Consider the following 13082-nt stretch of genomic DNA (forward strand, 5'->3'; position numbering starts at 1 on the left):
ATCGACAGGATGCGATGACGGCACGCCTCACAGCAGGCTCACAACGTTTCGTCGCCGTCAGAGTCGCGTCAGCCGCCCGCAACGAAGCGTCGGCACGGTGGATGACGTCAACAGACCGACGAAAGGAACAGTCATGACCCACTTCGACACCACCACCGACCCGATCCGTTCGCACGACACCACGGACGCCGCACCCAAGCAGAAGCGCAAACGCGCCATGACGCTCGCGAGCGGAATCGCGCTCGTCGGCGTCGCCGGTGCGGGCCTGGCCTCCACCGCGAGCGCCGCGACGTCGACGTCCTCGTCGTCCGCGTCATCGGCGCTCGCCAAGATCAAGTCCTGTGAGAGCGGCGGCAACTACCAGGCCGTCAACGCCTCGAGTGGCGCCTCGGGCGCCTACCAGTTCTTGAACTCGACGTGGAAGGGCCTGTCGGCCTCCGCCGGCTACACGACGGCCGCCTCGGCGCCCGCGTCGGTGCAGGATGCCGCCGCCCTCGAGCTCTACAACCAGGCCGGGACGTCGCCCTGGGCCGCCTCGAGCAGCTGCTGGTCGAGCATGACGAGCGCGCCCACGACGAGCACCTCCAGCTCGTCGACGAGCGCCTCGCCGAGCACGAGCGCCACATCGGGCACGACGACGTCCACGAGCACGAAGGCGTCGAGCGCGTCCAGCTCGACGGGCAACAGCTCGAGCACGACGACGAGCGTGTCCAACTCGAAGAGCAGCACCGCGAGCACGAAGGCGGCGCACCCGGGCAAGGCGAAGGCGCACGGCAAGCCCGCCCCGGCGCAGCACGGCAAGCCGGGTGAGAAGGCCAAGCCGCAGCCCAAGCCGGCGACGGTGAAGCATGGCAAGACTGCACCCAAGCCTGCTCACGCGAAGGCCGCACCCAAGCCGCATGGCAAGGACGCGAACAAGGCGCTGCCGAAGGCCAAGCCGGTCGGCAAGCACCACGCGAAGGTGGCCCCGAAGCCCCTGACGAAGCCGGCCAACTCGCTGGCGCCGCACGGTTCGCACGCTCCGGCGAAGGCTGCGGCCTGAGCCGCGCCGCGCTTTCCGTTCATGACGGGAGCGCCCTACCCGTCGCGTGAACGCCGGTCGGGCCTGGGCGTGAGATGCCGGGGTGAGTGCGAGCCGTCGCATTCACCCCGGCATCTCACGATCCACGCCGGCGACGCGTGTGCTCACCTGCGATTCTCGTACCCATCGGCGATTTTCGTCCACATTCACCGTCGTCCTCAACCACGCCGGAAGCTGGGCCCAGAGCGACGAGCTCCACGACCCATGACGGCGAGTCACGACGACGGACCGGCGCCCCGCACCCATACCCACACCCGACGGCAGACCAAACCCCACCGACTGAAAGTCTGTCGCCACCACGCATCGCCTCGGCGACAATCGAGGGATGACGAACTTCACCGGCACGATCGTCACCCTCGGCGGCGGGGGTTTCTCTCAGGAGGGCGCCGTCACGCCGATCGACGAGCACATCCTCGAGCTGACGCGCGCCGAGCGTCCCCGCGTCTGCTTCGTCCCCACGGCCAGCGGCGACGACCTCGGCTACGCCGCGAAGTTCGAGCAAGCCTTCGCCGGGCGCACCGAGACGAGCGTCCTGTCGTTGTTCACCAAGTCCGCGAACGCCAACTGGACCTGCGACCCCCGCCACGTCCTCACCCAGGACGTCGTCTACGTCGGCGGTGGGTCGACGGCCAACCTGCTCGCGATCTGGCGCACGCACGGCCTGCCCGACCTCCTGCGCGAAGCCGCGGCGAACGGCACCGTCCTGGCCGGTATCAGCGCCGGCATGAACTGCTGGTTCGAGGCGTCGTCGACCGACTCGTTCGGCCCACTCGCACCCCTCGATGACGGCCTCGGCTTTCTCCCCGGCAGCGCGTGCCCCCACCTGTTCGGTGAACTGGGCCGCGCCGAGAAGTACCGGCGGTGGGTCGCTGACGGCGCCCTGCCCGACGGCATTGCCGCCGATGACGGCGTTGCGCTCGTCTGGCACCGCGACACCGAGTACGGCACCTCCACCTACGCCGTCACCGAGAAACCCGGTGGCGTGGCCTGGCGCGTCACGCGCGAACAGGGCGAGCCACACGTCATCCCGGCGCGCCTGCTGGGCTCGACGGTGGCACCCCGCATCAGCGAGATCCTCGACGCCGCAAACCTCCTCGGGCTCGCCGAGATCGGCGCGCCGTCGGACGAGTTCGACGCCGAGGCCGAGTACATCGCCTCGGGACTGCCTGCGTGCACGAGCCCGGACGACGTCCTCACCCTCGTCCACGCGACGTTCGTCCACTGCTTCGACAGCGATGGCGAGAGCGCCGCCGAACCAGAGACACCCTCCACCGCAGGCCCACGCGAGCAGTACGTCGACGTCGCTCGTCGGATCTGGAACCTGCACGCTTCGTCATCGACCGGACGCAATCGCAGTTTTTAGCTGCACGACTTCTGCGCATCTGCACGAGGAATGTGCCGCACATTCCACGTGCAGATGCACATGACTCGTGCAACTACCCCCGCCGCCAGGCGTCAACACCCATCACGCACCCCGTCACCGAGCCGCAATATTTTCCTCGACCCACGCAGCGATGACGGGCACGACGTCGGCGTTGCGGCGCACCCACTGGATGTGCCCGAGATCGTCCGGCGAGTGCCAGCGCGTCACGCGCGCCTTAGGCACCCAGCGCAGCATCTGCTCGAGCCCGCCGACGGGTGCGAACGAGTCGTTCGGCAGTGAGATCGCGAGCACCTGCCCGCCATAGGCCCCCAACGCCGCCTCGTAGTCGATCTGAGCCCCCGACGGACGCACGCGCCCGGTACGCGCCATCCGCGACCAGTCCTGCACGAGCACCCGCGATTGGCGCCCCCAGAACTTCAGCCGGTCGCCCGGCCAGTACCCGACGGCGCGCGCGACGGTCGCCATCAGCGCTGTCCCCGCGAAGGAGCGCACCCTGCCGGGCGCCCCGTACCCCCGCCAGTAGGGACTCGCCGACGCCGCGAGGATCACGCCGTCGACCGCGGCCGGCCCATCCGGGTGCAGCGCCGCCGCGAAGATCGACACGTGCCCGCCGAGGCTGTGCCCGAGCAGCACGACCGGGGCGTCGGGCCGAAGCTCGCGCACGTGCGTCATGACGCTCTCGTGCGCCCCGGTCGCGAGCGCGTCGTAGCCGTACGTCGTCTCGCGCCCGATTCCGTCGCGCGTCTCCCGCCCCGGGTACTCGACGACGAGGCTCGCGAGCCCTGCCTCGGCGAGCGCCGGCGTCAGGTGCCGGTAGTACGACGCGGGCGCCCCGAACGCCGGTCGGATGACGAGGACGGGCGCCGCCGGGTCGTCGACGGGAATGAAGGTGACGTGGCTCGTGAGCCCGCTCGTGGTCGTGACGGTGGCCTCGAGGGCGGTCGTGGAATGCACGACGAAAGGCTACCCGCGGGTAGCACGTGGTGCGGCAAGATTGGTCCATGGAAACGCGTTCGGTCTGGCTCGTGCGCCACGGGCAGGCGTCCTTCGGCAAGTCCGACTACGACAACCTCTCCGAGACGGGCCACGAGCAGGCGTATCTGCTCGGCAAGCACTTCGCCGCGCACGGCGTCGCACCGAGCCTCATCGTCAGTGGTTCGATGAAGCGCCACCGTCAGACTCTCGCCGAGATCGCCGCGGGCGCCGGCTGGCATCTCGACGACGTCCCCGCCACCGAACCCACACACGTGACGACGCCCGCTCACCCCCGCGCGGACGAATCGGAGGCGCCGGCCACGCCGCCCGCCCCGGCGTCGAGCGACCGAGAAACAGACCGAGCGCAACACCTGGAGAGCACCCAGGACGCCGCCACACACGCGCCGAGAAAACCCTCCAGAGGCAAGCCCCCTCACCCGAAACCCGATGAACAGCCTGATGACGCCATCATCGCCGCGCATGCCCCGCGCGTCGTGGCGCGTGGTCTCGACGAGCGCTGGAACGAGCTCGATCATCGCGCGCTCCTGACGGCGTACAAACCGGCGTACAAGAACATGCTCGTGTTGAAGGCCGACATGGTGCGTACGTTGCGTCCGCGCATCGCGTTCGAGGAGACGTTCGAGAAGGCCGTCGATCGCTGGAGTGGCGGCCAGTACGACCACGAGTACCCGGAGAGCTTCGAGCAGTTCACCTCGCGCACGAACGAGGCGCTCGACGATCTCGTCGACGCCGCGCACGAGCACGTCGTCGTCGTGACGTCGGCCGGCCCGGTGTGCTGGACGGCGGCTCACCTCACCGCCGGCGGCAGCCTCGACGCGTGGAAGCACTTCACCCTCGCGGCGGTCAACACGGGCGTCACGCGCATCACGATCGATCGTCACGGCCCTCGGTTGCTGACGTTCAACGAGTTCACCCACCTCGAGGGCGCCGGGCTCGTCACGAACCGCTGAGATCCTGCGAGACAATGGCGGTCATGACCGCTCCTTCCGACACACAACTCGTCCTCAGCCAGATCATGGGCAACCAGCACACGAACCTGCTCGGCACCGTCCATGGTGGCAACATCATGAAGTTCGTCGACGACGCCGCGGGCGCCGTCTCGGCGCGCTTCGCGCAGGGCCCCGCCGTCACGGCCGCGATGGACGAGATGCTGTTCCTGGCCCCGGTGCGCGTCGGTGACGTGCTGACGGTGAAGACGCAGGTCAACTGGGCGGGTCGTTCGTCGATGGAGGTCGGCGCGCGCGTCGAGACGACACGGTGGGACGATCGCACGCCCCCGGTCCACGTCGCGACGGCGTTCCTCGTCATGGTCGGCGTCGACGAGTCGGGCAGGCCGCGTCAGGTGCCGACACTCGAACCGGTGACGGAGGAGGAGAAGCGCCGCTTCCGCGCCGCGCAGATCCGTCGCGAGCACCGCCTCGCGCAGCGCGCCGCCATCCGCGATCTCGGCGCGGGTGAGGCGTCCGTCGAGCGCGCATGACGCTGACGTTCGCCCAGCTCGCGCAGTTCTCCCTCGGCGCGGTGCTCATCATCCTGTGGCTCTGTCAACTTCGATTGGCCCCATGGTGACGGTCTGTTCTGGCCCCATGTCTACCCGGAGACCGGCTTGACCGAATCTTCACATTCCCTTGCCCGGGCCTCGATGTGGGGCTTCGAGGCTTGTGGCCACGACCTCGAACGAGAACTCCTCCCGTACAGTGCCGCTGTTTGCCCTGGGTGTCGGCACTCTCGCAGCTGCCGCCTTGGCCCTGATCGCCCCTGACTTGACCTCGGGGTCGGGCATGGAGGGGATGCCGATGACCCATTACATGGGACTGCTGGCCGTACGGCAGCCGTGGAACCTCCTGTTGTTCATGGCACTTCCGGTGGTGCTGGCCGAAACCCTTGCGATCACCGAGCTGGTGATGCTGCTGGCTCGTCGCGGTGATCGGCCGGCGCCGGGATGGGTGACGAAGGTGAGTCACTGGGCCGGGCTGCTGGCGGGTCCGGTGTGGGTGTTCATCGGCCAGCACCTGCTCATCACTGCCGTGGTTCCGCTGACGGTCCACGGCGGCTGGCGTGGCCCCGCGGACGTGATCGCTGTCCTTTCCTACCTGGCCGGTGCCTGCCGCTACTGGTGATCAGCCTGCTGGAGGCCGGACTCTTGGGTCGCAGCGAGGCCGGGCGCCGTCGCCTGCACGTGGCGATGGTGGCCGTGTTCCTGGTGGTGGCCCACGTCGCGATGATCTTCGGCATGCTCGACCCTGCCGTCATGGGCTACACGCCGACGGCACCCGCCTCAACGCAGCACGACATGGTCAGCATGCCGGGCATGAACCACGACATGGGTGGCATGACGGGCATGGACCACTCGACGATGATGCCCAGTGCCGCACCGTCGAAGTGATCCCCGGCCGGGTTCGTGGTGAGGTGGTGTCATGAATAGCGCGTCTGCTGCGGTTGCGCCGAGTGTCCTGGTCGTCGACGACGAGCCGGTTCTGTCGGGCACGGTGAAGAACTACCTCGAGCGGGCCGGCATGTCGGCCCAGACCTGCGGCGACGGGCTGGTCGCGCTTGACCTTGTCCGGGCCACGGCCCCCGACGTGGTGGTGCTGGACCTGGGCCTGCCGGGCATGGACGGGGTGGAGGTGTGCCGCCAACTGCGCACCTTTAGCGACTGCTACGTGTTGATGCTCACGGCCCGCGCCGACGAGGTCGACAAGCTGATCGGGCTGTCGGTCGGCGCGGACGACTACATGACCAAACCGTTCAGCCCGCGCGAGCTGGTGGCCCGCATCCAAGTACTGTTGCGGCGCCCCCGCGCCGGCGGTGCGGGCACCACGGCCTCGGTCCTGCGCATCGGCGCCCTCACCGTGGACCAGTCGTCTCGTCGGGTGGAGCTCGACGCCTCACCGGTGGAGCTGACCCGTACCGAGTTCGACCTGCTGCAGGCCTTGGCCGAACACCCCGGCCGGGTGCTGAACCGCCGCCAGCTCACCGACGCCGTGTGGGGCGAGGACTGGGTCGGCGACGACCACTTGGTCGACGTGCACATCGCGCACTTGCGCAAGAAGCTCGGTGACGACCCCTCCCAGCCTCGGTTCGTGCAGACGGTGCGCGGCGTCGGCTACCGGATGGGCCGAGGGCAGTGATGCCGCCCAACCCGCGCGGCAATTGGGGACGCCGACTGCTGTGGACCCAGATGGCCGTGGTGGCGGCGATGGCCGCCACCATGGTGCTGACGGCCCTGCTGGTCGGCCCGGCATGGTTCCGAATGCACATGCACGAAGCCGGCCACGCCCAGCCCGACGTCGTCGAGCACGCGCAGCAGGCCTTCCACGACGCCGGCCTGGTGTCACTGGCCGTGGGTCTGGGCACCGCGATGCTCGCCGCCCTCGGGGTCGCCACCGTCCTCAACCGGAACCTGTCGCGGGGGGTCGAAGCCCTCGTGGACGGCGCCCAACAGGTCGCCGCCAGACACTACGACCAACCCGTCACGATGACCTCGGCCAGCCCCGAGCTGGCCCAGGTCGCCAACGCCTTCAACCACATGGCCAGCCAGATCGCCTCCACCGAGCAGACCCGACGACGCATGCTCACCGACCTGGGCCATGAGCTGCGCACCCCGCTGGCCGCCACCCAGGTCACCCTCGAAGGACTGCAGGACGGTGTGGTCGACTTCACCCCCGCAACCGTCGAGATCCTGCTGCGGCAGAACCAGCGGCTTGCCGCCCTGGCCGCCGACATCTCCGAGGTGTCGCGTGCCGAGGAAGGCCGCATCCCGCTGTCCCTGAGCCACCAGGACCTCGCGCAGGTCGTGACGGCCAGCGTCGCCGCAGCCCGCCACGCCTACGACGCCGCCGGGGTGACGCTGCACGCCCAGAGCGTCCTCGGCCTGCGCGTCGACGTGGACGCCGCCCGCATCGGGCAGGTCTTGGACAACCTGCTGCGCAACGCCCTGCAACACACGGTGGCCGGCAACCGGGTCGAGGTCACGATGGGACACGAGCACGACCGGGCCGTGGTCCGCGTCATCGACAACGGCGTCGGCATCCCCACCGAGGCCCTCACCCACGTCTTCGAACGCTTCTACCGTGTCCAGGACACCCGCACCCGCGATGTCGACGGCGGCACCGGTGTCGGCCTGGCGATCTCCCGCGCCATCGCCCGCGCCCACGGCGGCGACCTGACCGGCCACAGCGACGGCCCCGGCCACGGCGCGACCTTCGCGCTGGCACTGCCCACCGTGACTTCTTGACCAGATCTTGACCAACCCTTGCCGGGGGCTTTATCCGCGCCCGACAGGCTCGAGGACATGAACACACTTTCCCGCCGCCACGTCCTGTTCACCGGTCTCGGTCTGGCCGCGGCAGGGGCCTTGAGCGCCTGCGACGCCAAGAACACCCCGGCCGCAGCACCCGCCGCGCCGAACTCCCCGCTGACGATCCCAAGCCAGACCCCGCTGGCCGCCGCCCCCGGCACGAAGACCGTCAACCACGTCCTCACGCCCCGGCCGGTCACCCTCGACCTGGGCGGCGTCACGGCCAGGACCTGGGCCTACGACGAGACCCTCGACGCCCCCGTCCTGCGGACCCGCGCCGGTGACCTGCTGCAGGTGCGCGTCGACAACAAGCTGCCCACCAGCACCTCCGTCCACTGGCACGGCATCGCCCTGCGCAATGCCAGCGACGGTGTGCCCGGCGTCACCCAGCAACCCATCGAGGCCGGCAGCAGCTTCACCTACCAGTTCGTCGCCCCCGACCCGGGAACCTACTTCTTCCACCCCCACACCGGGGTGCAGATCGACCGCGGCCTGTACGAGCCGCTGGTCATCGACGACCCCGCCGAACCCGGCCGCTACGACCACGAATGGGTCATCACCCTCGACGACTGGACCGACGGTGTCGGCACCTCTCCCGACGATATCCTCGCCGCGTTCAAGGCCCAGAACGGCACCGTGTCCAGCGGCATGAACCACGACATGGGCGGCATGGACCACGGCATGTCCCCCCTGGGCGACGCCGGCGACGTTACATACCCCCATTACCTCGTCAACGGCCGCGTCCCCGCCGCACCCCGAACCCTGACCGCCAAGCCCGGGCAGAAGGTGCGACTGCGCGTCATCAACGCCTCCTCCGACACCATCTTCAAGCTCGCCCTGCAGGGCCATCGACTCACCGTCACCCACACCGACGGTTTCCCCGTGACCGCCACCGAGGCCAGCGCCGTCTACCTCGCGATGGGAGAACGACTGGATGCGACCATCACGCTGGGCGACGGCGTGTTCGTGCTGCAGGCCGCGCCCGAGGGCAAGAAGGGCACCCCGGCCCGGGCCATCGTGCGCACCGGCTCCGGCAGCGTACCGACCCCGGACACCCGCGTCGCAGAACTCGACGGCAAGGCCCTGCTGACCACCCAGCTCAAGCCCGCCGACAGCGCACGACTGCGCGACCGCAAGCCCGACATCACCCTCGATGTGGCACTCAACGGCCAGATGAAGCCCTACGCGTGGGGCCTCAACGGCAAACGCTTCGGCGAGGACACCCCACTTGCCGTGAGCCGCGGCCAACGCGTGCGGCTGCGGATGACGAACATGACGATGATGGCCCACCCCATGCACATCCACGGCCACACCTGGGCCCTGCCCGGCAGCGCCGGGCTGCGCAAGGACACCGTCCTGATCCGCCCGATGGAGACCGTCGAGGCCGACCTGCAGGCCGACAACCCCGGCACCTGGATGCTGCACTGCCACAACATCTACCACGCAGAACTCGGCATGATGACGACCCTGCGCTACTGACATGCCCCGGCCGATGCCGGCCACTCAAGCCTGCACTGATGGTGCGGCTGCCCCCTGCGGCAACCGCACCATCACCGTCTGCAGGTCTTGACCAGACTTTCACCAAAGCTCGGGGGCGCATTGACCTCGCCCCGTCACCGTGGAAGTGGAAGGAAAACCCCTTCCCCGAGCAGACAAGGACACGCCATGTACACCAGCCCCGACCAGACCCCCGCTCCTTCGGCGAGGACCCCCGCCAGCCCCTGACCGGCCCCATGACCGACGAGGACCCCAGCAGCACCACCCACCAGCACGGCGCGGCCCACCAGCACGGCAAGTCCCACCACTGGATGCACCTGCTGATGTGCGCCCCGATGCTGCTCGTGGTCGTCGGCTACCTGTGGGCCGGACGTGCCAGCCTCGCCGCCGGCGGTGTCGTGGCCGCCCTCGTGCCCGCCATCGGCTGCATGCTCATGATATGGCTGATGATGCGCATGATGGATCACGGCTCCCAGCACTGACCACCGCCCCGCCATCCACCGGCAGTACCGTCTCGAGGAGCACCCCATGAACCACCCGACCGCCACCGCCACCCACGACCACACCACCCACTACACGTGCTCCATGCACCCCGAGGTGACCAGCGACCACCCGGGACGCTGCCCCAAGTGCGGGATGTTCCTGCAACCCGCCGACGGCGGGGACGCGCCGGCCGCCCAGCACCACGACCACCCGACCGATCACCAGCACCCCATGGGCGAGCCGGCGGTGGTGGCCGGTGCGGTCGCTGCAGGGGACTGGACCTGCCCGATGCACCCCGAGGTCCGCAGCGATGGCCCCGGTGACTGCCCGATCTGTGGCATGGCGCTGGAGCGGGTCTTGGCCGAGCTCGACGAAGGCCCGAACCAGGAGCTCGTCGACATGCGTCGCCGGTTCCGGGTGGCGGCGGTGCTGAGCGTGCCGCTGGTGGCGATGGTGATGGTGCCCATGGTGCTGGGTCGTGCGCTGCCCGGCAGCGTCGCGCCGTGGCTCGAGCTCGCCCTGTCGACGCCAGTGGTGTGGTGGGCTGGGTGGCCGTTCTTCGTGCGCGGCGCGAAGTCGGTGGTCAGCCGTCACCTGAACATGTTCACCCTGGTGTCGTTGGGCGTCGGTGCCGCGTGGCTGTACAGCGTGGTCGCGGTGCTGGCGCCGGGGCTGTTCCCATCCGGGATGCGGGCGATGGACGGCCGGGTCGGCACCTACTTCGAGGCCGCGGCAGTCATCATCACCCTGGTGCTGCTCGGCCAGGTCCTCGAGCTGCGGGCCCGCGACCAGACCTCCGGCGCGATCCGCGCCCTACTCGACCTGTCACCGGCCACCGCGCACCGCATCGGGGCCGACGGCACCGAGACCGACGTGCCGGCCGCCGAGCTGCAGCTGGGCGATCGGTGCCGGGTGCGGCCGGGCGAGAAGGTGCCGGCCGACGGCACCGTGGTCGATGGTCACGCGTATGTGGACGAGTCGATGATCACCGGCGAGCCGGTACCGGTCGACAAGAGCCCCGGTGACCGGGTCATCGGCGGCACGATCACCCAGGGCGGCAGCCTGGTGGTGGAGGCCACTGGTCTGGGCGCTGACTCGACCCTGGCCCGGATCGTCGACCTGGTCTCCCAGGCGCAGCGGTCCCGCGCCCCGATACAGGGACTGGTCGACAAGATCTCGGCGGTGTTCGTGCCGGTCGTGATCGCCGTCGCCCTGGCCACCTTCGGGTTGTGGCTGGCCATGGGCCCGCAGCCGCGGCTTCCGTTCGCGATCGTGGCCGCCGTCAGCGTGCTGATCATCGCCTGCCCGTGCGCGCTGGGCCTGGCCACGCCAATGTCGATCATGGTCGGGGTGGGGCGCGGCGCCAGCGAGGGCGTGCTGGTCAAGAACGCCGAGGCCCTCGAACGACTGCAGAAGGTCGACACCCTCGTCGTCGACAAGACCGGCACCCTCACCCAGGGCCGCCCCAGCCTGGTCGACCAGCAGGGCGTCGACGGACGTGACGACGCGCAGGCACTGCTGCTCGCCGCGGCTGTGGAGGCCGGCTCCGAACACCCGCTCGCCAGGGCCGTGGTCGATGCTGCCCGCCAGACGGGACGCACGGTGCCGGCAGCCAGCGCCTTCGCCGCCCACCCGGGTGGCGGTGTCAGCGCCACCGTCGACGGCCAGCGCGTGCTCGTCGGCAGCCCCGCCTTCCTGGGCAGCCAGCAGGTCGACACCCATGGCCTGGACGCCGTGGTGGAGGCCTACCGTCGTCGTGGTGCGACCGCGATCGTCGTGGCCGTCGACGGCCGACCGGCCAGTGTGATGGCCATCGCTGACCCGCTCAAGGCGACCACCGCGCGGGCGATCGAGGACCTGCGTCGGCGCCGGATGAAGGTCGTCATGCTCACCGGCGACAATGCCACGACTGCCCGGGCCATCGCCGACGAGCTGCACATCGACCAGGTCGTCGCCGACGTCCTGCCCGACCAGAAGCACGGCCACGTGCAGGCCCTGCAGGCCCAGGGCCACGCCGTCGCCATGGCCGGCGACGGCGTCAACGATGCCCCCGCCCTTGCCGCGGCCGATGTGGGTGTGGCAATGGGCACCGGCACCGACGTGGCCATCGAGAGCGCCGACGTGACCCTGCTCGGCGGCGACCTCGCTGCCCTGGTCAAGGCCCGCGACCTGTCGGTCGACACGATGCGCAACATCCGCCAGAACCTGGTCTTCGCGTTCGTGTACAACGTGGTCGGCATCCCGCTGGCCGCTGGCGCCCTCTACCCGGCCTTCGGCTGGCTCCTGTCGCCCGTCATCGCGGCAGCCGCCATGGCCCTCAGCTCGGTCAGCGTGATCACCAATTCCTTGCGGCTTCGTCGCCGCCGTTGACCCCAAGAGCCCAGCCGGTCGTTGTTCACCCCATCACAGATGCCGTGCGTGGGTGTGGGCGAGGCGGTAGGAGTTGGTGCCGGTTTCGATGATGGTGGCGTTGTAGGTGAGACGGTCGACGATCGCTGCGCACAGGCGGGGGTCGGTGAAGGTGTCGGTCCAGGCGGAGAAAGACTGGTTGGACGCGATCGCGATGGCGTTCTTCTCCTCCCGCTCGGTGAGGACCTGGAACAACAGCTCCGCCCCTCGCCGGTCGAGTTCCATGTAGCCGAGCTCATCAATCACGAGGAGGTCGACGCGGCCGTAGCGGTTGATGGTCTTGGTGAGTTGTTTCTCGTCGGCGGCTTCGACGAGCTCGTTCACGAGCCGGGTGGCGAGGGTGTAGCGGACGCGGTAGCCCTGTTCGGCGGCGGCGGTGCCGAGCGCGATGAGTAGGTGGGATTTGCCGGTGCCGGAGTCCCCGATCAGGCACAGCGGGTCGCCGCGGCGGATCCAGTCACCGGTGGCGAGCTCGTTGATGGTGGCGGGGTTGATGTTCGGGTTCGCGGTGAAGTCGAAGTCGGCGAGCCACTTGTCGCGGGGGAAGCCGGCGCTCTTGATGCGGCGCAGGGTGGAGCGCCGGTCGCGGTCGTCGACCTCGGTCAGGAGCAGCTCGGCGAGGAAGCCCTGGTAGGTGAGTTGTTCCTTGGTGGCGGCGGTGATGGCCTCGTCGACGACGGAGCGGATGGTGGGCAGTCGCAAGCGGCGGCAGGCCTGGTCGATCGCGGCCTGGGCGGCTTGTTCGGTGAGGCCGTGACGACGGCGAAGACCTGCCGGACGGGGGCTGGTGGTGGTGGTCATGGGGTTCCTGTCGGGGTGTGGTGGTGGGCTTCGACGGTGGCCGAAGCGGGGTCGGGTTGGCGACGTCGCAACAGCTCGTCGTAGGCGGTGACGGTGGGCAGGGGTCGAGTGTCCTCGGGTAGGTGCGCGAT

11 protein-coding genes and 1 pseudogene are annotated in these 13082 nt (G+C 69.6%); 10 read left to right on the top strand and 2 right to left on the bottom strand.

Annotated features, from left to right (window positions below; translation table 11 throughout):
• Positions 1-133: 133 nt before the first annotated feature.
• Together AC1RS9_RS12120 and AC1RS9_RS12125 are read left to right on the top strand one after the other, a co-directional pair.
• Positions 134-1042: a transglycosylase family protein gene (locus tag AC1RS9_RS12120; protein WP_492921639.1), complete on the top strand. Its 909-nt coding sequence runs from the start codon at positions 134-136 to the stop codon at positions 1040-1042.
• 364 nt (positions 1043-1406) lie between these two features.
• On the top strand, positions 1407-2444 hold the full coding sequence (locus AC1RS9_RS12125) for a Type 1 glutamine amidotransferase-like domain-containing protein (protein WP_492921641.1): 1038 nt from the start codon (positions 1407-1409) through the stop codon (positions 2442-2444).
• Between the two features lie 114 nt (positions 2445-2558).
• On the opposite strand, the gene AC1RS9_RS12130 is transcribed toward AC1RS9_RS12125, so the two are convergent.
• Positions 2559-3419: an alpha/beta hydrolase family protein gene (locus tag AC1RS9_RS12130; protein ID WP_492921643.1), complete on the bottom strand. Its 861-nt coding sequence runs from the start codon at positions 3417-3419 to the stop codon at positions 2559-2561.
• A gap of 47 nt (positions 3420-3466) precedes the next feature.
• Between AC1RS9_RS12130 and AC1RS9_RS12135 the strand changes: the two genes are divergently transcribed.
• The 8 genes and pseudogenes from AC1RS9_RS12135 to AC1RS9_RS12170 all read left to right on the top strand — a co-directional run bounded on the left by AC1RS9_RS12135 (position 3467) and on the right by AC1RS9_RS12170 (position 12111).
• Positions 3467-4411 carry a histidine phosphatase family protein gene (locus AC1RS9_RS12135; RefSeq protein ID WP_006945532.1) on the top strand — a complete coding sequence of 315 codons (945 nt, stop codon included), beginning with the start codon at positions 3467-3469 and terminating at the stop codon, positions 4409-4411.
• Between the two features lie 23 nt (positions 4412-4434).
• Positions 4435-4941: an acyl-CoA thioesterase gene (locus tag AC1RS9_RS12140; RefSeq protein WP_006945484.1), complete on the top strand. Its 507-nt coding sequence runs from the start codon at positions 4435-4437 to the stop codon at positions 4939-4941.
• Between the two features lie 328 nt (positions 4942-5269).
• A pseudogene (locus AC1RS9_RS12145) lies at positions 5270-5847 on the top strand (DUF6803 family protein).
• A 31-nt stretch (positions 5848-5878) separates the two neighbouring features.
• The gene (locus tag AC1RS9_RS12150) at positions 5879-6592 is read left to right on the top strand and encodes a winged helix-turn-helix domain-containing protein (protein WP_006945505.1); all 714 of its coding nucleotides are present in this window, start codon (positions 5879-5881) and stop codon (positions 6590-6592) included.
• Positions 6592-7698: a sensor histidine kinase gene (locus tag AC1RS9_RS12155; protein ID WP_240742566.1), complete on the top strand. Its 1107-nt coding sequence runs from the start codon at positions 6592-6594 to the stop codon at positions 7696-7698. Before AC1RS9_RS12150 ends, AC1RS9_RS12155 begins: the two co-directional genes overlap by 1 nt.
• Before the next feature lie 57 nt (positions 7699-7755).
• Complete coding sequence (locus AC1RS9_RS12160) at positions 7756-9240, top strand: multicopper oxidase family protein (protein ID WP_006945529.1); 1485 nt, start codon at positions 7756-7758, stop codon at positions 9238-9240.
• A 254-nt stretch (positions 9241-9494) separates the two neighbouring features.
• The gene (locus AC1RS9_RS12165) at positions 9495-9740 is read left to right on the top strand and encodes a hypothetical protein (protein ID WP_006945551.1); all 246 of its coding nucleotides are present in this window, start codon (positions 9495-9497) and stop codon (positions 9738-9740) included.
• A gap of 46 nt (positions 9741-9786) precedes the next feature.
• On the top strand, positions 9787-12111 hold the full coding sequence (locus tag AC1RS9_RS12170; RefSeq protein ID WP_006945541.1) for a copper-transporting P-type ATPase: 2325 nt from the start codon (positions 9787-9789) through the stop codon (positions 12109-12111).
• 33 nt (positions 12112-12144) lie between these two features.
• On the opposite strand, the gene istB is transcribed toward AC1RS9_RS12170, so the two are convergent.
• A complete protein-coding gene (gene istB / locus AC1RS9_RS12175) occupies positions 12145-12951 on the bottom strand; it encodes an IS21-like element helper ATPase IstB (protein WP_165584664.1) in 807 nt (268 codons plus the stop codon).
• Positions 12952-13082 lie beyond the last annotated feature (131 nt).

It is taken from the genome of Dermacoccus sp. MPR-E5 (genome assembly GCF_058809565.1).

Coding starts and splice junctions, on each gene's coding strand:
- AC1RS9_RS12120 (WP_492921639.1), top strand. CDS start 134: ATGACCCACTTCGACACCACCACCGACCCGATCCGTTCGCACGACACC.
- AC1RS9_RS12160 (WP_006945529.1), top strand. CDS start 7,756: ATGAACACACTTTCCCGCCGCCACGTCCTGTTCACCGGTCTCGGTCTG.
- AC1RS9_RS12165 (WP_006945551.1), top strand. CDS start 9,495: ATGACCGACGAGGACCCCAGCAGCACCACCCACCAGCACGGCGCGGCC.
- AC1RS9_RS12135 (WP_006945532.1), top strand. CDS start 3,467: ATGGAAACGCGTTCGGTCTGGCTCGTGCGCCACGGGCAGGCGTCCTTC.
- AC1RS9_RS12140 (WP_006945484.1), top strand. CDS start 4,435: ATGACCGCTCCTTCCGACACACAACTCGTCCTCAGCCAGATCATGGGC.
- istB (WP_165584664.1), bottom strand. CDS start 12,951: ATGACCACCACCACCAGCCCCCGTCCGGCAGGTCTTCGCCGTCGTCAC.
- AC1RS9_RS12170 (WP_006945541.1), top strand. CDS start 9,787: ATGAACCACCCGACCGCCACCGCCACCCACGACCACACCACCCACTAC.
- AC1RS9_RS12150 (WP_006945505.1), top strand. CDS start 5,879: ATGAATAGCGCGTCTGCTGCGGTTGCGCCGAGTGTCCTGGTCGTCGAC.
- AC1RS9_RS12155 (WP_240742566.1), top strand. CDS start 6,592: ATGCCGCCCAACCCGCGCGGCAATTGGGGACGCCGACTGCTGTGGACC.
- AC1RS9_RS12125 (WP_492921641.1), top strand. CDS start 1,407: ATGACGAACTTCACCGGCACGATCGTCACCCTCGGCGGCGGGGGTTTC.